Annotated in this window: 13 protein-coding genes and 1 pseudogene; 11 read left to right on the forward strand and 3 right to left on the reverse strand. The window is 56.7% G+C overall.

Translation table 11 applies throughout. From position 1 onward, the window contains the following. Nucleotides 1-75 precede the first annotated feature (75 nt). From XI04_RS27465 to XI04_RS27510, 10 genes are all read left to right on the forward strand, one after another. Entirely contained in the window at nt 76-261 is a 186-nt protein-coding gene (locus XI04_RS27465; RefSeq protein WP_172789405.1) for a hypothetical protein, read from the forward strand. A gap of 804 nt (nt 262-1,065) precedes the next feature. Continuing rightward, entirely contained in the window at nt 1,066-2,169 is a 1,104-nt protein-coding gene (locus XI04_RS27470; protein WP_271595802.1) for a sulfotransferase family protein, read from the forward strand. A 174-nt stretch (nt 2,170-2,343) separates the two neighbouring features. After that, nucleotides 2,344-3,342, forward strand: coding sequence for a sulfate adenylyltransferase subunit CysD (gene cysD, locus XI04_RS27475; protein ID WP_442868185.1), 999 nt, complete (start codon nt 2,344-2,346; stop codon nt 3,340-3,342). After that, on the forward strand, nt 3,342-5,225 hold the full coding sequence (gene cysN / locus XI04_RS27480; protein WP_271623830.1) for a sulfate adenylyltransferase subunit CysN: 1,884 nt from the start codon (nt 3,342-3,344) through the stop codon (nt 5,223-5,225). Before cysD ends, cysN begins: the two co-directional genes overlap by 1 nt. 1,943 nt (nt 5,226-7,168) lie before the next feature. Beyond that, a complete protein-coding gene (locus tag XI04_RS27485) occupies nt 7,169-9,580 on the forward strand; it encodes a 2-aminoethylphosphonate--pyruvate transaminase (RefSeq protein ID WP_442868184.1) in 2,412 nt (803 codons plus the stop codon). A gap of 31 nt (nt 9,581-9,611) precedes the next feature. Beyond that, nucleotides 9,612-10,670 carry a dhydrorhizobitoxine desaturase gene (gene rtxC, locus XI04_RS27490; RefSeq protein WP_271595799.1) on the forward strand — a complete coding sequence of 353 codons (1,059 nt, stop codon included), beginning with the start codon at nt 9,612-9,614 and terminating at the stop codon, nt 10,668-10,670. Beyond that, on the forward strand, nt 10,667-11,482 hold the full coding sequence (locus tag XI04_RS27495; RefSeq protein WP_271595798.1) for a gamma-glutamyl-gamma-aminobutyrate hydrolase family protein: 816 nt from the start codon (nt 10,667-10,669) through the stop codon (nt 11,480-11,482). Before rtxC ends, XI04_RS27495 begins: the two co-directional genes overlap by 4 nt. A 162-nt stretch (nt 11,483-11,644) precedes the next feature. Next, nucleotides 11,645-12,514: a DMT family transporter gene (locus tag XI04_RS27500; protein ID WP_271595797.1), complete on the forward strand. Its 870-nt coding sequence runs from the start codon at nt 11,645-11,647 to the stop codon at nt 12,512-12,514. Continuing rightward, the gene (locus XI04_RS27505) at nt 12,511-13,797 is read left to right on the forward strand and encodes an ATP-grasp domain-containing protein (protein ID WP_271595796.1); all 1,287 of its coding nucleotides are present in this window, start codon (nt 12,511-12,513) and stop codon (nt 13,795-13,797) included. The genes XI04_RS27500 and XI04_RS27505 overlap by 4 nt, the downstream gene beginning before the upstream one ends. Further along, nucleotides 13,797-15,125 carry a glutamine synthetase family protein gene (locus tag XI04_RS27510; protein WP_271595795.1) on the forward strand — a complete coding sequence of 443 codons (1,329 nt, stop codon included), beginning with the start codon at nt 13,797-13,799 and terminating at the stop codon, nt 15,123-15,125. Before XI04_RS27505 ends, XI04_RS27510 begins: the two co-directional genes overlap by 1 nt. A gap of 1,865 nt (nt 15,126-16,990) precedes the next feature. Here the strand turns inward: XI04_RS27510 and XI04_RS38905 are convergent. Further along, nucleotides 16,991-17,274 (reverse strand): annotated as a pseudogene (locus XI04_RS38905) (alcohol dehydrogenase catalytic domain-containing protein); the annotation flags it as partial. A gap of 974 nt (nt 17,275-18,248) precedes the next feature. On the opposite strand from XI04_RS38905, the gene XI04_RS38910 reads away from it, so the two are divergent. Then, entirely contained in the window at nt 18,249-18,578 is a 330-nt protein-coding gene (locus tag XI04_RS38910; protein WP_373569543.1) for a GNAT family N-acetyltransferase, read from the forward strand. A 441-nt stretch (nt 18,579-19,019) separates the two neighbouring features. On the opposite strand, the gene XI04_RS27520 is transcribed toward XI04_RS38910, so the two are convergent. Next, nucleotides 19,020-19,271, reverse strand: a complete 252-nt coding sequence (locus tag XI04_RS27520) for a hypothetical protein (RefSeq protein WP_172789611.1) — start codon at nt 19,269-19,271, stop codon at nt 19,020-19,022. Between the two features lie 748 nt (nt 19,272-20,019). Beyond that, nucleotides 20,020-20,343 (reverse strand): hypothetical protein, encoded by a 324-nt coding sequence (locus tag XI04_RS27525; protein WP_271595793.1) that lies wholly within the window; start codon nt 20,341-20,343, stop codon nt 20,020-20,022. Between the last annotated feature and the right edge of the window lie 591 nt (nt 20,344-20,934).

The following is a 20,934-nucleotide window of genomic DNA, read 5'->3' on the forward strand; positions in this document are numbered from 1 at the left end:
TATCGTCTGCTTTTTGCGGTCGTCGTGCCGTGAAAACTATGCTACAAGCCGCTCCTCTCAAAAGGAGCATTCATCGTGAAGAAAGCAACCAAGAAACGCGTTACGCGGCGCGAATGGACGAGGGCAGATATCAAGGAGCTCAAAGTCCATTCGAAGGCCCGAACCCCGGTCATAAAAATAGCAAAGATGACCAAACGCAGCGTCGGTGCGCTCCGCCAGAAGGCCTTGCATCTTGGAATCGGACTCGGACATCAGCGGTAGTTTTGAGCAGCGCTGGTACTGGCGCGATAGGGCGGCTCGCTGGGCCGCCCTCAGTACCCATAGAAATTTTGTCGGAAATTTAGCTTTACGGATCCGCGCTGAGAGAGTGTTTGGATGGTGTTTCACTGTCGCGGTGGGAGCTCCAGCATCTCTCATTATTGACGGACTATCTTAGACGTGGTCTCAACGGGTGTGACCGATCGGCAGTGAAGACATTGCCTTGCTGATGGCGCCGTCATGGATCTCTCACATGAAGGGCGATCCAGTCTGTTGACCGACCAACGGCGGCGCTCACTGGAGGTAGCGTCTGGATCGCTCCCGCGCTGAGAAGAGTTCTGCTGTGATGTCCGCGATATGGCCTGCTTCTTTGCAGCGCTCCGCTCATATGCCGAAATTGTTTGTGTCTGCCGAGCCTCAGCAAGGTGCATGTCGCAGTTACCTCTTCAATGCCCCGGCGCACCCATCTTCTATACGTAGCAACCTTCCATGTGCCGCGCGCGGTCTTGGCAAACGTCCGTATAGTTCTTTTCAACCTTGCCATATTCGCGGTCAATCTTCGTGCACTTGAGCTGTTGCTTGATTTCGTTTTATCGATCGAGCAATCGGGGAAGCGATTTCAGTTATCGTTCTGTGATCCCGCCTGATCGGACTGAATGGGTCTCAAGCCATGAGTGGCAGACAAAATTCTTGTCCTTTCGACTCCTTGTACGCAAGCGGTTGCCCTCATGTGATCCGGCGGCCGGCTTTGTTTCGCCCAATCGAGCTAGCGTTGACAGATGGCGCTTGCCAAGCACGAGTGTCTGAATGATGAGCGGACTTGTTGGTCGTTCACCTGAGGTGTGTTTTCTCCTTGGTCTTCCACGATCCGGGACCACACTCCTTGCACATTTGCTGCAGCTCCATCCAGACATTGCGGCTCCGCCTGAACCCTGGTTAATGCTGGCGCTTGAAGCAATTGGCAAGGTGGATCGGCGTCATCCGGCCGGCAGCTCTCTAATTGAGGCCGCCACCTCCGAATTCTTGGGACGGATAGATCGCACGATCGTCAGCCGCGCTTTTGCAGATGCAGCATACGATCAATATCTGGCAAAAGCGGGCAAGCGCATCATCATAGATAAGACACCACGCTATTGGACGACACTTGAATTTGTTGAATCCGTCTATCCGGAAGCGCTACACATCCTTCTGATGCGCAATCCTTACGCGATCGCCGCTTCACTGAAATCGACGTGGGGCATCCCACTGCGGGCAGAAAGCGCGCAGCCGGTCAGCGTATCCAGTCTCGCTGACCTCATGCTTCGACTGCCCGATGGCATAATATCTTCGCTGGCCGATTTGGTTTTGGGTCTTCCTAGGCTCGCCGCGCAACGTATTCGCCCGCAGACTCATTTGGTGCAATACGAACTGCTCGTGGCGCACCCGGACGAGGAAATCCAGCGTCTACTGACAGCGCTCGGCTGTGATCCAGGAGGCGTGGCATCGGTGAGCATGGGACGAGCAGATTATCTTCAGTCCAGCAGCTTTGGAGACCGAAAAATCCTGGAACGAAACACCATCGACGAAAGCTCTGTCAAATCGTGGCAATCTCAATTGAGCGTCGAAGAGATGCAAACCGTGACCGATCTGGTCGGTGCCGAGCTTTTCGTAGAACTTGGATATGAGCAGGAACTGCTGCATGCCCAGAAAGCCGGAGTTCTGGACAGGGGACGGGAAGTAACCGAACTTTATCGTCGGATATTCCGAACATGGTGGGATTTTCGAAGTGCCAAGGCGGGAGGACTGTCCGGCTTATCTCATGCTGGAGAGTCTGCCCACACTAATTGGAACGTTTCGGAGAACCGGGACGTGGCTATCGAGATGTTGCGAGGCGAGGTCGCGCGGCTTGAGCGGATCGTCGGGAGCTCCTAAGGATTCTGAATGCTTGTGGTCGAGCAACGCTGGTTGATTTAGCCAAGATCCTTAACCGGCACGCTGATCTCCCGATCAGGTGTGCCGCACGCGCCGGCAGTGCGAGCGGCAGAATGCGATATGCTGCCGCGTCGAAGTGTGCTGTCGAACGGGGCTTGGCCTCATTGACGAGCCATGCGCCTTGGCCGGCCATTTCTGCCACGGATATTCCCCGCTCTGGGCTGGAGCCATAGAGCGGCGAAGAACAGAGATCCTGCACCGAAAACAAGATATATGCTGCCAAAACATCTGCACCGTCTCGAAGCTGAATCGATTGAAATCATGCGTGATGTGGTCGCCGAGTTCAAAAGGCCCGTCATGCTTTACTCGATCGGAAAAGATTCAAGCGTTTTGCTACACCTTGCGATCAAGGCGTTCTATCCGGCAAAACTACCTTTCCCACTGCTTCACGTCGATACGACCTGGAAGTTCCGCGAGATGATCAGCTTCCGAGACGCGACAGCCAGGCGGCTCGGTCTCGACCTGATTGTCCATGTCAACAAGGACGGCAGCGCGCGTGGGATCAATCCGATCGATTCCGGCTCCGCCCTCCATACCCAGGTCATGAAAACGGACGCGCTGAAACAGGCGCTCGACCTCCACGGATTCGATGCCGCCTTTGGCGGAGCCCGGCGCGATGAGGAAAGGAGTCGCGCAAAAGAACGGATACTCTCCTTCCGTTCGGCTGGACATGTATGGGACCCCCGTAACCAACGGCCGGAGCTCTGGAGCCTGTTCAACACACGGATTCGCCAGGGCGAAACTATGCGCGTGTTTGCGATGTCAAACTGGACCGAGCTCGATGTGTGGGAATACATCATGATCGAGAAAATTCCGGTCGTTCCGCTCTACTTCGCAAAACGAAGACCGACAGTGCATCGAAATGGTGCGATGATCATGGTTGACGACGAGCGATTGCAGCTTAACTGCGATGAGACGCCGGAAATGCGGATGATCCGCTTTCGCACCCTTGGATGTTATCCCTTGAGCGGGGCTATCGAATCCGATGCGACCACGATCGAAGGTATCGTCGCAGAAATGCAGACCGCGACCATGTCTGAGCGCCAGGGGCGCCTAATTGACACCGATGAAGCCGCTTCAATGGAGAAGAAGAAGCGAGAAGGCTACTTTTGATGTTTACAAAGCAGACAACGGAGCCGGTTCCGGTCCGGACGAGGGATCAGCTGCGATTCATCACATGTGGCTCGGTGGACGATGGCAAATCGACGCTGATCGGCCGATTACTGCACGACAGCAAGATGATCTACCACGATCAGATCACGGCGCTGGAACGCGACAGCATCAAGTACGGTAGCACCGGGGATAACATCGACTTCGCGCTGCTTGTGGACGGCCTCGAGGCCGAACGGGAGCAGGGCATTACGATCGATGTTGCCTACCGTTTCTTCACTACGCCGCGGCGCTCCTTCATGGTGGCCGACACTCCCGGCCATGAGCAGTATACCCGCAATATGGCTACCGGCGCCTCGCAGGCTCAGCTCGCCATTATCCTGATCGATGCCCGCAAAGGCGTGATGGTTCAGACGCGCCGCCACTCCTTTATCTGTGCGCTGCTCGGTATTCGTCATATCGTGCTGGCAGTGAACAAGATCGATCTTGTCGCATACGACAAGGAGTGCTTCGATCGGATCGCGCGCGACTATATGGCCTTTGCCGCCGGTCTCGGCTTCACCTCGATCGTTCCCATCCCGATCTCGGCCCGCTACGGCGATAACGTCGTAGACCGCTCCGCGCGTGCCAACTGGTATCGTGGTCCCTGCCTGCTTGAATATTTGGAGAGCATTGACATCCAGTCCGGCACCGCAAGCCAGGCTTTCCGCTTTCCGGTACAATGGGTGAACCGGCCAAATCCTGAGTTTCGGGGCTATGCCGGGACGGTGGCTTCCGGGACGATCTCGGCGGGGGATGAGATCATTGTCGCCAGGTCGGGACGGACCACGCGCGTCAAGCGGATCGTGACCCACGGTGGCGACCTTGTCGGCGCCAAAGCCGGGGATGCGGTGACCATTACACTGGAAGACGAAATTGATATCGGCCGTGGCGACATTCTGTCCCGACCGGACGATCAACCAAAGGTCGCCGACCAATTCGCTGCTTATGTGATTTGGATGGACGAGGAGCCGCTCACTCCCGGACGCAATTACATCCTGCGGATCGGATCGCAGACGATTTCCGGCAGCATTACTGAAATTCAGCATCGGATCGACGTCAACACTTGTGAGCATCTGGCCGCCGGGATGGTTTCGTTGAACGAGATCGCCTTCTGTAATGTTGTGACCACAATGCCCGCAGTATTCGATGCTTATGACGTCAATCGGAAGACCGGATCATTCATCTTCATCGATCGTTACACCAATCGTACGGCGGGGGCAGGCATGATTGCCGTTCCGCTACGGCAGACCGCCAATATTTCTAGGCAAGCCCTATCCGTAGATAGGAAGGAGCGTGCCGCACTCAAGAATCAGAAGCCTTGCGTCATTTGGTTCACCGGCCTGTCTGGCGCGGGAAAGTCGGCGATTGCGAATCTGGTTGATCAAAAGCTGTTTGCGATGTCGCGGCATACAATGCTGCTGGATGGCGACAACCTCCGACACGGATTAAGCGCCGATCTGGGCTTCTCGGAGGCGGACCGCGGGGAGAACATTCGGCGTGTCGGTGAAGTTGCCAAGTTGATGGTGGACAGCGGCTTGATCGTGATCTGCTCGTTGATCTCGCCCACGAGAGCGGAACGGGACAGGGTGCGCATCCTGGTTGGCAACGAAGAGTTCATAGAAGTATTTGTCGATACGCCGATCGAGGAATGCGCACGGCGAGACCCGAAAGGGCTGTACTCAAAGGCGAAATCAGGCAACATCAAGAACTTCACCGGCCTCGACGCGTGCTACGAAGCACCAGAAACACCGGATATTCATCTCAGGACCATGGAGCAGAACCTAGAGCAGTCAGCGAAAGCGGTAGTGGATGTCTTGATAGCGCGCTCAATTCTTGATGGCTAGATGTGCTCGCGTCACGTCATCAATTCGCGTAATATCCTGCCGGCGCGGCTCAGGCGATCTGGCTCAGGCGGGGCCTGCGGTCAAACTTTTCGCTCGAGAGGAACAGACTGGTCGCACCCACTCGTGTACTGCCAGCTTCCGGATATGTGCTCGAAGTGGATGGTCAGTTCAAAACCGAGTACGCGAGCAAAGATGGAGCATGGTCAGGAGCGTGGAGCTCAAGAGAGGCCGTCCCATGCTGCAGATCAGAATCTACCATGGGGCGAGAAAGGCCAGAGAGGAAGTCCTACTTCCACTAGGTTGAAGGGGGGCTTGGCGCTTCTTGCTGCGCGTGCGGCCAAGAACACGCCGATCTGCCTTTAAAGCCGCGCCGGGGCCGCGGACTCGGCCGGCTTTACTTCCCCACACAGTACGAAGCGCGGGCCGCGGTTTTCCGGGGTGGCTATCCGGCCAGCCTGGGCCTACTCCAGGTATGGACCAATCTGAAGCGAGCAATCGGTCGCGATCCATCCTGTCGTGGCCTATGGTAACGTCCGGCAAGCTTGCTTCATTGTGGCCGCCGTTCGTAGGCGAACACCGTCGGCCTCCGCCCAGCACCTTCGCATGTCGAGGCAACGCTGCCGCGAACATTAGCCATCCTGTGCTACGGCGCTCCGTTGCGTGTTCGCGTCATGATCCAGTCCGCCTTCCATCGTTCCTTGCCATGAAGGCGGCCATTGACGCGGCCGAAAGGGAAAGGGAGCTCATCGCTGGCCAAGCGACAAAGAATGATCTCTCGATGAGCCGCTCTGGTCAGCCATCGACGTGCTCGACCGCACTGTAGACCGCGTAGAACGCGAGTTCACATCAACGAGCGGGCCTGCGGAGGAATCAAAAGCGAGCAGAACGGCTCGGAAGTGACTATCGTCGAACCAGAGTGCCTCATGGGCGAGGTACTTGCGCACCCCGATTGCTGGTGATGCGTGGCTCGCCGGCTCAGGCGTTTTAACCGCCGTAAATCACCGTACCTTCACCGCCGGACGATCGCCCGGTGAGATGTCTCGCAACGAGCGGCGTGTGTAGCGAACAATGGATGCTGCCGATCTACCGATCAATTTAAAAGATGAACCTGCCACTCATCCGGACTCGGCTCGGCGCACTCCTACCAAATCAGGACAACGTGCTCTGTCGTACGGCCGCTCGCCGAAAACCGCGCTATGAATCCTCTGCCCTCTGCTGCTTACGTCAGCTTGTCGCAGCCAAATGAGAGCACGTCGGGAAAATTTACGTGAGAAAATCTTCGGAGAGGGTTGAACCGCCCGTAACGTCAAGTTGTACGATCTCCGAAATGGACAGTCATCGGCGTCCTAGATCCTCCAACCAGCGACGGAGTGCAAATGTATCAAGTCCAAAGGAACGCATTAGACTCCCGCTGCGAACCACGATCATCGAGTGTGCCAGGCATTGATAATCCGGGCACGTCGAGTCCTGGCTGCAGCTCCTTGCTAGCGTAAAGCGTGCCTGACCGGACAGGCTCACACGTAAATTGTTCGCAGACTGGCGCTTCATAGCTGCAAGAGGGCGATCGCGCTCAAGCTTGCCATGCATGACAGTGGATGAGAGCGTACGTTGGCGCCGGTTGCGCCCGAGTTCTTCGCGCCAAGGGGTATTTTGGGAGGTCTGAAGGGCATCAATGAGGAGCTTTGTGAAGCATCGCTCTCCGTCCGCGACGAGATATGGAGGTTGTCATCCGACAGCCTTTTTGGGCGTCGACGCGAAACGCGCCCACGGTACATGTCGCTTCATTCGAAGCTGTTGATGAGGATGGGACGCGCCACGGCGCTCCCTACTGTGCGTACTCAAGGTCATCGACCAATACAATGTTAGGAGGAAATGGTTTGACAAGACAGCGGTCGTTGCTGACGCCTGGTCCATTATCGTTATCGCCGGCGGTCAGGAGCCAGATGCAGCTTGATCTCGCGTCTCGCGATGACGAGTTCAAGGAGGTGACCGCCTGCATGAGGCGGCTGATGCTCAACTTGCTGGGAAACAGTGAGGAATATTCGGTGGTGCCTATTCAAGGAGGCGGCTCCTTTGCAATGGAGGCGGCCCTCTCCTCATTTGTGTCCCGAGCCCACAGGCCGCTCGTTTGCGTGAACGGCATCTATGGCGAGCGCATTCTTCAAATTTTTCGGCTGTGGGGTATCGAAGCACTGAAGCTTGTTAAGCGCGCGACGGATCCGTTGGATCCGGAAGAGATCAGCGAGTATCTGAGCCGAAATCCCGGCGTTACGCACCTGTGTTTCGTGCATTGTGAGACGACAACCGGAATCGTCAATCCGCTGGACGAGATCGTGGAGGTGGCGAGGCAACGTGGCGTAAAGACTATCATCGATGGGATGAGTTCGTTCGGCGCCCTCAATATCGATCTGAGCCAGCGTGGACCTGACGTACTGGTCACGTCGAGCAACAAGTGCATAGAAGGGCCGCCGGGAGTAGCGTTCGTCATCGCCTCGCGCGAGCTACTGGAGAATGTGACTCAAGAACCGAGATCGTTTGTGCTCGATGTGAGAGATCAATGGCGCTCGCTCGAGCGCACGGGTGAGTGGCGGTCGACCCCTCCAACCCACGTCGTTCAGGCAACGACAATGGCTTTGAAGATTCTGCACGAGGAAGGCATCGATGCCAGGCGCTTCAGGTACGAGAAGGTCAGAAACGACCTCATCAAGGAACTCGAAGGGATAGTGGCTCCGTTGTTGTCCCCCGAGTTGCAGTCCCCGGTCTGTGTTGCGTTCAGTGCGCCGCCCGGAATAGTGGACCAGCCAGGATTCGATGGGCTGTATCGCCACTTGGCGGCCCATAACCTTTACGTCTACTCGAAGCTGCATCTTGCGACGCGGAGCTTTCGGGTCGGTTGCATTGGGGAAATCCAATCTAGCTGGATTGAGCAGTTGGGATGCGCCTTTCGTACATATTTCCGCTCCGGTCAGGCTCGGTCAGCAAGGCCGGCGTCGGGCCAAGAGGCATATGGGGCGCGCGTAAAGATGCCGGCTCAAGCAGCTGGGGACCGGCAGCTGCGGCATTCCGCCGAGACCGCTGTTCTGCATGCGGGCTATCGACGCGACCCGGTGACAAAAGCCGTCGCAGTGCCGATTTACCAGAACACAGCTTATGAACTCGATGGCGATCTAAATCACATCGCTGACGTCTACAACGTCAAAGCGGATGGGTTCACCTACACGAGGATTATCAATCCGACGACTCGCGCGCTGGAGAAGCGCTACGCCGCCGTCGATATGGGCAGCGACTCGCTCGCCGTTGCGTCAGGTCAAGCGGCAACGTTCCTTGCTATCGTCAACCTTTCAAGTGGCGAAGTAGGGGACAATATCGTTGCCTCTCCTTATCTATATGGCAATACCTGGAACCTGCTCCACAATACCTTAAAGCGTTTGGGAATCAGCGTGAGGACAGCAGATCCTCGAAGGCCCGAGACGTTCGAACGTGCCATTGATGATCGCACGATTTGCCTGTTCGGAGAGGTCATTTCGAATCCCTGTCTGATTCCGCTCCCCGTCAAACAGCTGGCGGAAATCGGCCGAAGGTACGGCGTGCCTCTGGTCGTAGACAATACGACGACGCCGCTGGTATGTCGGCCGTCAGACCTGGGCGCTGCAATTACGACGTACTCTGCAACAAAATACATATCCGGTCATGGCACGACCCTCGGCGGACTAATCGTTGACAGCGGCAAATTTAGCTATCGGGGAGCCTCCCGCTTTCCCTTGTTCAACGGTCCCGACGAAGCGCATGGCGGAATTGTCTGGCAGAACGCTGTGCGCGATGTCGATGATCTAGGAAAGAGCGAGTTTCTCCTCAAGGCTCGCATGACCTGGTTGCGCGATACGGGTGCAGCCATCGCCCCTTTTGCGAGCTTTCAACTGATCCAAGGGCTTGAAACGCTGCCGGTTCGCATGAAGCAGCACTGCGCGAATGCCAGGATCGTCGCCGGCGTCCTAAAGGAGCATCCTAAAGTGCGTCGCGTCTTCTACCCGGGCCTCTTTGAGGGCGCCGATCGGGAAATCGTCGATCAGACACTCAACACCGCATACGGACATGGGGCGATGGTCATGTTCGAAGTGGAAGACGAACTGGCCGGGCGCAAGTTCATCCAAAACGTTGACTTGATGTATCACGTTTCCAATGTGGGAGATGCCCGCACGCTCGTGACTCATCCTGTCTCGACGACCCACACCACTGTCCCGCGGGAAAAGCGCGAAGCCGCCGGCATATTTGGTGGCTCAATCAGGCTTTGTGTCGGCATCGAAGATGTCAACGACATCTTGCGCGATCTGGACAAGGCGCTTTCCGCAATCTGACAACCTGCAAGGCGATCAGGAAGAGGTTCTCATGAATCAGGCAGACGCTTGGAAACTGAGGTCATCACGCTATGAGGCCGTTCAATTCAGTCGGGAGATCAATAAGCAGCTTTCGGAGCTAAGGCCGGACAACATCACGGGGGCCGCCTACATTGCGAAAGATTACGCTGTCATTACAGCGTGCACGCTTGCGACCGTGTCTGTCTCGTGGTGGTTCTACCCGCTGGCCGTTCTCCTGATCGGTGCCTATCAACGCGGATTGACAACCATCGCTCACGATGCGGCTCACCGCACGCTCGCGAAGAATACGACCTGGAATTATGTCCTGGGCATTCTGTTCGCTTCCTATCCCTTGTTCCAACGCCACTGGGCCTACCGGATCTCACATGTCTACTTGCATCATCCCTATCTCGGCGACCCGGACAAGGATCCCGACCTGAAGTTTTTCCTGGCCAGCGGCGTCTACGATGTGCAGCCTCCAGAGAGATATACTTTCAACATCATTTGGAAGCCGATCTTCGGCGGCGCGACAGTAGCGTATCTGAAGTATCTTTGGACTAATCGTTTTTCGATCGAAGAGACCGATGATCAGAGCCGCTCAGGCATACTTGTCGACAGGTATGGCTTCTATCTGTTCTGGTTCAGCATCCTGGCCGGGTCATATGCTCTTGGTCTGCTCCATATCGTCGTCCTGTTTTGGATCGTGCCCTATCTCACCACGTTTCAGGTCCTCGGCTGGTTTATCGAACTCGCTGAGCATTCACCCATGTGCGAAACAGAGACGCAGAACGTCTATCTTACGAGGAATCGGAAAGGAAGCTTCCTCGAACGAGCCATTCTGGGACAGAATCTGGATGAGTACCACCTTGAGCATCACCTTTCACCCGGTATCCCGTTTTGGCTGTTGCGTACGGCGCAGAAAATCCGAATGCAGGATCCGAACTACGCGAAGGTCGCCGCCACCTGGGGCGGGCTCTTTGTCAAGGGACCTCAAGGTCAGCCTAGCGTCATAACTCAGCTGAAAGAGCGAAATCGACGGCTGTATGAGCAGTCCGTTGCCGGGGTTCGCACGCGAGGCAAGGTGGCGTGAGGTTGCAACAGCCCGAGCGCACCCAAGCCGTTGTCGGCGTCACTTCGAACCGTCTTCTGGTCGATGGTGTGCATCGCGACTGGTTACGGCGCAAGTACGTGCAGGCACTCCATCGTCATGCGGGAGTGGCTTGTGTCATATTGCCGACCGTCGACGCGGAAGATGCTATGGAGGAGGTCGCCCCGGCCATCATGCGCCGGCTGGACGGTCTGGTCTTGACAGGCGATGAATCGAACGTGGACCCCGCAGTCCTGTCAGCGCCCGCGTCCTTGGATCCTGATCGGCAGGATGTTGAGCCTGGGATCCTTGACCGTCCCCGGGACAGGCTCTCTGCCGTGGCCATAGAGAGCGCCATCGCCCTCGGAATGCCCATTCTGGGCATCTGCCGTGGGCTTCAGGAACTCAACGTCTATCTCGGCGGAACACTCCGCCCATCGCTTGCGGAGTGGAGCCGAGAAAGCGGCGCCATGCATGCTGAGAAGCCAGACCGTCCCAGGGACCGTCAATATGATGCCGCGCACCACGTCAGGATATCATCCGATGGCGCACTGTTTCCAATCGCGCGGATGATCGAAGCGCAAGTCAACTCGCTGCACAATCAAGGCATCGAGGCGCTTGCCCCAGCGCTGAGGCGCGAGGCGTGGGCGCCCGACGGTCTGGTCGAGGCAGCTTCAGTGATTGGCGCTCCGACGCTGCAAATCGGTGTGCAATGGCACCCCGAATGGCACGTCTCAACCGACCTCCTCAGCAAGCAACTGTTCAAGGCATTTGGAGAGGCGTGTGTTGGGTACTGCCGGACTAAGAAGGGCTAGAGGCAGGTCGTGATATTGCAAACGAAACGTGGCTCGCGCGAGCCGAAAGGGCAGTCCTGCGAAAACGACTCGCGCGCGTGGGCTTCCGAGAGCTCCGCCCGGTGTCGCGGGCACAAAAGGGGCGGACGATCTACGAGTGGCTTCGCTCTAGGAGTGCTTTTTGTGGCGCTTTATGTCGTTCTGAGCGCGGCAGGGGAGGTTTATGCGGCATCGTATTTTCAGAAAGCGGATGTGTTCGTGGCGCTGCTGCTGTCTTTCGCAGTGGTTTGTATAACGTTCAACTTCTTGGCTCGCCACGAGGGAGGCGAAGCAAGAGCCGGAAAATGGTCGCTCCTGGTCTTCGTCGCACTCAACGTGGTGACGGCGATCAGCTGGATCGGCCTATTTATAGGACTGAAATACGCTGAACCTGCGATCGTGGCCGCTTTCATGGTGGCGTTGGGGCCCGCCGCAACAGTGTGGTTAAACGCCCTGATCAGGCGCAGCGGCGCCCCGCCAACATCCGATATTGTCGTGAGCGCCGCGATTGCGACGATCGCGACTTACATGATTTGGATCTCGGCCAGCGGCAATGCGGGTGTGGAGTGGGGGGCTCGATCGTCCTTTGGCATCGTCTTGGCCATCGTGGCCGGCCTATCGCTCGCCCTCACAAATATCCTTGTCAAGGTGCTGTTCGACCGCGGGTTTTCCGGCCGACAGGTCCTGGCGCATCGCTTTTATGGAACCATTCTTTTGCTGCTGGGGCTGGTCGACCATTCATCTATCGTGCCCGAGATCTCGCAGCATTGGTTTGCGATCGCAGCAATTGGACTGTCGACGATCGTTTTGCCTTTGCTCTTGATTCAGCAGGGCATTCGCCGCGTAGAGCCCTTCACCGTCAACATGGTCCTGTCCACCGCCCCCATCGTCACCTTCCTGTTCCAGTACTTCGATTCTCGCATCGTGCCTTCGCCACATACGTTCGTTGGAAATGTCCTCATTACGGCTATCGCTGTCAGCAACATCTACTTGCAGTATCGGAGATCCGCATGAAAGAACGGAAATGTGTGGTCGTGGATGCATACTCTACCGGCCGCTACCTACCCGAAGAATTCAAGCGCTATGGAATTGGGACGGTACATGTGATGTCGGCCGCACAGATTCCACCCATATTCCAAGCGCATTTCAATGCGGATCTGTACGATGAACTCATTCGCCCCGGCGAGCGCATGGGGTATGATGACATCGTTGAATATCATCTTCAGGCGCTCCAGGGCAGAGAATTTGAGTTCGTTATCGCGGGTTGCGAGCCTGGAGTCGAACTCGCCGATTCGTTGTCCGAGCGGCTGGGCTTACCTTCAAACGGGACCGCTCTATCGGCTGCTCGGCGTGACAAAGCACGATTGTCTTGCGCGCTGACCTATGCCGGTGTGCGATCGATCAGACAAGTCGTGTCTGACAATGCTGTGGAGATCGCAAGCTGGAGGCGCGAAGCGAAGTTCGATGAGATCGTGATCAAACCTCTGAACAGTACGGGCACCGAGGATGTATTCTTTTGCTCGACAGATTCCGATATTCAGCGTGCTCTAAGCGCGATTGTTGGGAAGACGAACCGTGTCGGAGCATTGAATCGTTTTGCTCTCGGGCAGGAAAAAATAAACGGTCAACAATACACAGTAAACGCCGTCTCGATCCACGGAGATGCCTTCGTTACGGAGGCCTGGACCTATGACACCGTTCCTATCGAGGGGGCATCATCCGTCTGCTCACTCGAAAGATTGTTGGACGGCAGCGAACCAATCGTTCAGGAGCTCTCCGACTACCTGAAACGTGCGTTGCAGGCACTTCAGATCCTCGAGGGACCGGCTCATGCCGAGATCATTGTCGATCATCGGGGGCCCGTTCTGGTGGACTTCGGGGCGAGGCTTCAAGGGACTATGTCGGCAAAAGCACGAACGATGGCGTTGGGGCATAACCATGTCACGCTGACCGCTTGGCGCTACGCAGATCCCGAGGGTTTTGGTGAGTACATGAGGATGCGCGGGCCGTACAAGCGGAACGCGCACGCACTCTGTGTCTCCCTGATCTCCGACAGGGGCGGTGTCGTTGCCGGCTACCCGGGACTCCAAGCAATCCGCAAACTCCCGAGCTTTGCGGATGCCATTGCATTCGTTCCAATTGGTGAAGAGCTGGTTCCGACTATCGATTTGGCGTCGACACCGGGCATCGTCTATCTCGTGAATAGCGACATGAATCAGCTTAATGATGACTATCACAAGTTGCGAGAAATGCGGATGGATCAGGTGTTCGAATTGGTGGCGCGGGATAGCCAGTGATGGCAACTGAAGCAACTTTGACCGGAGCCACTCCAGCCCGCGTAGCGATGATTGGCGTAAGCGACTTCGACGGTGTGCTGCGAGGCAAGCATGTCTTAGGTGAAGATCTCTCGGGTCAAGATAAAGTCATCAAGTTCTCTGAAGCGGTGCTGGCGTGGGATTGTTCGGATCGGGTCATCCCAATCAGTTTCACGCAGCAGCCGTTATCAGCATTTGGCGATGCTGACCTGCGTATTCTGTCTGCCACCGGCCGTTCGGTGTCTGATCTCGGCAATCAACATCTCTACCTCGCCGAGTTCACGGGCGCACATGAGAACATCTGCCCGCGGGGTGTTCTGCGTAAGGTCCTGAGAAGGGCTGCTGACCTCGGATACAGATGCGCTGTTGGGTTCGAGTTTGAATTTATGTTGTTCAAGGAGAGCGCCGATACAATTGAGGATAAGCCGTTCAGCGAATGGGCTCCTTTAACACGCGGCCCGTTCGGCTACTCGATTATGCGCTCCGTTGCTCAACATGAGCTGTTCGATGAGATATTAGCGCTTTGTGAGAAAGCTAGAATACCTCTCAGCGGACTGCACTTCGAAACGGGACCGGGCGTGGTCGAAGCGTCACTTCGTCATTGTGATGCGTTGGAAGCTGCCGATCGAGCAACCATATTCAAGTCGATGATAAAAGCATGGGCGCAAAGGCGAGGCATGATGGCTACATTCATGGCCAAGGTTTCCGAGGATTGGCCGGGCCAGTCCGGCCATATTCACATTTCGATGTCCTCGGATGGTCAGAATGCGTTTCACGACAGCAATGCGGTCGGCAACCTCTCAAAACTTATGAGGCAATTCATCGCCGGACAATTGAACTACATGAACGAGTTTTGTGTGCTCGCTGCGCCGAACTTCAATAGCTACAAGAGGTTGGTGCCTGGCTACTGGGCACCAATCTGTCCAAGCTGGGGAGTTGACAACCGCTCCTGCGCGGTTCGCGCTATCTTGGGGGAGCCATCCGTCCATCGTCTGGAATATCGGCTGGCTGGCGCAGACGTGAACCCATATCTTGCGCTCGCATGTGCCATTGGTTCCGGAATATTGGGAGTCGAGACAGGTGTGGCACTACCCGCGTCGATCGCCGGTGATGCAAGTGTGGAAATGACTGCGAGACTACCTCAAAGCCTATCAGAGGCAACTTCTCGTTTCGCACAGTCAGCAGCGGCGAACGAGATTTTCGGAGAAAGGTTTGTTGAAGCGTTTTCTTGCTCGCGCCGTTGGGAATGGGACGCCGTTCAAAATCGAGTGACCGACTTTGAACGTCGGAGATACTTCGAGATCATCTAGCTTGTCTTGACAGTTCTGTGCCTCATTCCTCTCGCAGCCATGTGAAGGGCGCGTCTCTCGTTAAGGAGAGCCGTGGGGAGCTGATGAGGTCTGCTGCCAACTGCTCTGTGGCCGCAATTGCGGTTGCTTCGGTGCAATGCAGATAAGCTGTGCTCGACTTTTTCAAGAAGGAAGGCAAAAGGGGAATATTCGTCCAGTGGGGCGAAGCCGAAGAACAGGACGCGCGACGCTGTAGCCGAACCGCGGAGCCCCGCGCCCGAGACGAGGTTGGCGTAGATCGGTGCTGGCCAGGACGCGCCCCGCGCGGCGCTCTGAGTTCCCTGCCGGCGAAGAGAGCCAATCACTTTTGGCCCTGGATTCATGAGAGCGAGAAATGGTGCGCAGTCTATTTCGCGAAGATGCGTAAAGGATTGTCCCTCAAGTGCCGCACGAGGGTATCGCGCAGAACCGCCCCAGCAAATCTTGGGACGCGCGCGTACAAAGGCTGCAACAATGATCTTGCCTTTATCGGCTTCGAACGGGTGAGCGCATCACGCGAAAGGCCAAAGAACTTTAGGGAAGGCCGTAACAAAGTACTCCCCCGGTGAGGGCCCCCGGTGAGGCCGCGTTCGCTGGATAGCCGATTTGCGATCAAGCAGCGTGAGTGACGCACGCGCGCTAGAACCGGACCGTCGTAGGACGCGATCTCTCGGTGTGAGGAAAATCGTGCCAAGCTAGCCAAGCCTTAAAGGCATGGCAGAGCTTGCTCTTGGCGGTGCAGTTGAGTCCAAATGAGCGGGTCGCCACTAAAAGTAGCCGAGTTGGGATCAACAGCGCGCTACATTGCTGCGGCCGAGAAAGGTGTGACAGTCCCATCGTCAGGCAGTGCCCCAAGACTAGTGGTTCGACTACACCGTCAAAGTCGATCAGTGCCGTCTTCGGTTTTGACCGGCTCTACAGGAGAGTACGCTTTGATAGACAAATAAGAAAAGATCGGCCGCTGAAGTACACCCCCGATGGGACGTAGATGAGTGCGGCTGAGACATCGCCTCATCCTACCAAATCTCGCCGTCGACCGAGCAGACTCCGCTGGTCAGACGCTGCATCCGGGTAATGCAGTGTAGGAGTGTGGTCTTGCCGCACCCTGGAGGACGGACAAATTCCCGTGAGTCCCTTGGCGTGAACGCTGAATTGCAACCAGCGAAGAGTTGCGGCAGATCAGCTGAACGGCGACTGCGATATAGCCCAGCTCTGCTCGCTCACGTGCCCGCACCTGGGCCGTTTACTTCTACAACAATAACGACAAGAACAGTCAGAAAGGCGACAATCAGAACTCCGAGGAGGATAGCTGTATTGCTTGAGCGCGGCGTCTCTGCAGCTAGGAGATTAAAAGGCGGGGCGGCAGGATTGCACATCCCGTACGTCACAAGGGGGATGTTAAGCCTATCAGCGCCATCGAGGATATTGACTGTCAGGCGTTGGGGCGTGCGGATCATACATATAAGGCTGGGGTTCCAGCGCCGCGGAACTGCCAGGCAGCTTGACCGGCCGGAAGTTGTCCGCCGGTTGACCGAGTGCGGCTAGCGTCGTTTGGCTGTCGTAGGGGCCGCGACTGCTGAAGCTTAGTAGCACCTCTCGGCGACTATTCTGCTTGAATGTCGCCACAGCTTTGACGCTCGAAGGACTTGCGCCAGCGGCAGCACTCGTTGCGTCCGAAAGTTCAGGTGCAAGCAGCATCAAAGTCAGGTGGAACAAGATGGATCGGATCAGCCTCATTAGAATTCCGAGATAGTCGCTGCGGCCTGCGTTCTTTGCGCCAGCTCCTGCTCGTTATCCAGCAATTTACGTGCCTTCAAAAATGCGGTCCGGGCGGCCTAGGCCAGACCGTGCATTGCGATCACATGGCCTTCTCCCGTCGCACGCTGGCCGCATGCAAGGCCTTGAAAGGCCGAGCCGAGATCAACTCTTTCGCCCGCGAACTCATGGCCCACCACCATGGGCACAGGCACGGTTTTGCGAGCCCACTCATCCCAGCGGAAAATATGAATCCGTAGCGCAAATCCCGGGTCTTCTTGAGCCTGATCAATTGATCAGTCGGTCCGATCATGGGCACGGGTTCGTCGCGTAAACAGAGTCCGGGCTCAGACTTAGCCTTGACGAGCGGCTTCATGTTAGAAACCTTACGCTTTGATTGATGCAGAGCACTGCGATCGCGCGCGTTGCGTAGGCATCAGTGGCGATGGCGCAATTGCGCGCGGCTGCGCGAGCGGAGACAGCAAATTCCATACCAACGTCGGGTGAAATCGCTAAGCGCCCTCTGCAATCGCCCGCGAGGTGGCTTCACGTCTTCGGTAATCGCTTGCCGTAAGATTTTTGACACGGTATGGGCCGAGCGTTCCTGTGGGCCGCGAAGGCTCGGAGAGATTCGTAGGGATCGCCGGCTTCGGCGGCTGTTCTGCCCGGCCAGCGATCCGCCCAGCTCAACAGGATCACCCCGCGGAGCGGCTCCCGCACCTCACCGGCAGTTCGCGGGGCTCCGCGGCGGCAGGAGAGCGAAGGAACGTTGAAACCCTCGTGGGGTAAATGCCGGGCGTCTGAAGAGTGAATCATCTCACTCAACGTTGTGCGGATATTTACCTTCGGGTGGCTGTTGCGCATCAGCCAGCCTAGGCTAGCGCTTTCGCAAGCGCTAGCTCCCCGACGGCAACCGCGTCCCCGTCCCTCGAAGACGACATTCCACTCCAAGAAGCAAGACGAGCCGCACAATTCTTTGGCCTGGCTTTTGCTAGCGCAGTTTTTTGGCGACGCGGTCGGTGCATTCAAAGCGCTAGAACGGTAGGGCCACAGTTCGGCACTGGCAGCGCAAGGAGGCACTATGCAATCCGCCAATGGGGACGCACTATCGATCAAGGCTATCGATCTTCAGGACTACTCGAGAGTCCTTGCGATCCTAACAACCGGATTTACGATGTGTCCTTGTTGAGGTGGCTGTACCCTGAACCGCGGGAGTACCTGCAGCATTTTAACGGAATTATTAAGCATTACTGCGGCAGTCCATATTCGAGCGGCGCATACCTTAACCACGGCGACAAGGGAGCCATCTTATGGGACACAGCTGGCGAAAAGCGCGACAACACCAGCATGATGGAATTCCTTCTAAGGAGCGTTCCTGCGCACCGGCGTTCCGAAACCGAAAGAGTTTTTGAAACGTTCGGTAAGTACCATCCGCATCAGCCGCATTGGTATGTCACTATGGTAGCCATTGATCCCATACATCAGCGATCAGGGCTCGCAGGACATCTTCTTCGGCACGCAACCAAGATCTCAGATGCCGCGCGGAGACCTGTGCACTTGGAGGCGACCAGTCCGCACGCGATGCGACTTTATGCTCAACAAGGTTGGAGTGTTTTGACGGAAGTCCAGGTCGGCGGTTCTCCACCGTTCTTCCCCATGTTACGCCAACCAAAAGCGTGATCGCTTGAAATGTTCGCAGGGGCCTCTTGATGCTTGATCAACAACACCAAAGACGCATTGATGATCAATTTGAGACTATGAAGGCAGCGAACGAATCACTCCTTGGTTATCCCTTCGCAAAAGGATTCAGCTAAGAATCATTGTGGCGTTTCATGACTGCGATTAAGATTGGCGAATTACGCCCCTTGATATGATGCAGCCGTGAGCAGACGATGCGAAAAAGTGGACGCGCATGATTTCAACCCGCTCAATCCTGGTGGGTGTGAGGCTTACAAAAACGGGGGCCGAAGGCGGCAACCGGAGAGGGCGGCTAATAGAACTTCAATCAGCCTTGCGGACGAGGCGCCTCGCGGGATCATCGCTTCAGTCGCCCGTTTAAGTCCACGACAGATGGCTAGAGCGTGAGGACGAGTCAGCCCAATCGAGGCGGCCTCATTCGGTTCACCTGATGGTACCGACACCGTCTTTCACCGTGAGTGTGCCGTGGCAAGCAATATGGTACTTGCGCCCAACAACAGGCATCTCGTCTGCCTGGGAGAATGACGGCACGTTGATCGAGAGCTCTTTTACGAGAACTTCCTCATAACCGCCATCTCTCTCCATGATCACGCGCCATCTCCATTCGCCGCCCGGGCTTTCATCGGCCATTGTGTTGTAGCGGAGGCGAATCAAAGTACTCATTGAAGTGCCCATCGAGATCATCTCCGACCCGAGGGGTCGAAGGAAGCCATTGCCTTGTCCCAAACGAGGGCGAACAAGTCGTCAAGCCCAGGAAGCCTGTCCGCTGCCAGCGCCCTCTTTCGGCGTTTCAACTTAGCTCCTCGAAGCGCCTGTCCAATACATACAAACGTTTGTGCGGACCGATTTCGGTAGATGGCTCCAAAAGAAGCGCGCACGCCTGCAATCTCGCAGTTCTCATCGTGGCCTGCACGCGGGGGTGCCAGCGTAGCGAACTTTGCGGCCGCGTCCAGAAACCACGAATGCGATGCGTCATGATCGCGTCCTGGGACTCGCCGCGCCTGATATGGCCCTCACATTCCGGACACGCACGGGAGCTGCCACAGGTCCGGGCGCCAGCCCTGGGAACACCTTTCGTTCTCGCCGACACAACCTGGCTTGTCCGGGTCAATTTGCGTCAAATCCGGTAGACGCTCTCGATGTTCCCTGTGGGGCTATCAGTTGCCGTTCCGTGTGCCGAGGCGTGCTCCATCGAAACCGAACAGGGCCCGCCTGTGGCATTGCTCCGTACCCGAATTGCCATCCGATTTCACTCATTTCGAAAACAATAGGCTATAACCGGCAGCCTTAAAAAGCAGGACAACGGAGTTGGGCTGCTAGATCCGGACGCTCGGTCATAATCTGACGCTCGTACCGCCGAGAGCCTACACGAACGCGTATTGGCACCAACCCGAAGCGAACTACGGCAGCGATCAGACCAGGCTCAAATGTGCTCCTGGTGCCCTTTCCCTACGCCATCCCTGCAGGTTGCTTCCGTGGCCGAGTGAATCGCGACAAGAAGGGAAATAAGAATCGTTGGTGACGTTTTCGCGTCGACAAAAGTGGCTCCGCCTGGAGGAGGCACACCGAGCGCCACCGATGAGGCATGGAGCACTGATGAGGGTGACGTGATTTCGTCTTCTTCATCGATCGGCTGCTCGCAGAGGCGCGTCGAAAGCGAAAGCCTGCGAACGGTATCGTTCTGCCGGAATACGCGCTCGACTGGAGCACGCATGATGCTCTGGTCAGGCACGTCCGCGATCACCATCTTTCGATTGAGTTCGTGATCTCCGGTGCGTCGAGGGACTGTAACGGCCTTCTCGGAACTCGTTGCGGTCTCGACTCTCTATGCCAACAGCTTCGGCGAGAGAGTTGCGGCAACTCATTCCAGGTGAAAGCATCATCGTTGGCAGCTCGAGGCCAGCAGATCGAATCCTACGGCTTACAAGACGAGCTGTCCACGAAATGCGTGTGGTGGGAATATCCGGAGATCGACCATCGCATCATCCCATGGACGTTTTCCGCAACCGGTCCGCTTTGACAGCTGATCTGTGAAGACTTGGCTCGGGTCGCCCATGCGCGGTCGCTGATCCGATCCTTCGGGCCCAATCTCGTGTTTGCGCTTCTCATGGACGGGCCTCAACTCGCTCTCCGCTGGCCAGGTTCTTACGACGCGAGCCTCACAGATGATCCCGGCTCGTCGGTGTTGGCCATAACCTGCGTAGCCCTCATCGACCGCTCGAACGCCTCCCGGAAAGCTGCGGGCTTGAAGCGGGGGCCGCGGAACATCGCGCTCTGGCGTCATCACCTCCGCATGGGAAGTGCTGCGCCTCCCAATCAAGGAACGCACCAGCTCACG

Source organism: Bradyrhizobium sp. CCBAU 11430 (assembly GCF_028128855.1).
GTDB lineage: Bacteria > Pseudomonadota > Alphaproteobacteria > Rhizobiales > Xanthobacteraceae > Bradyrhizobium > Bradyrhizobium ottawaense.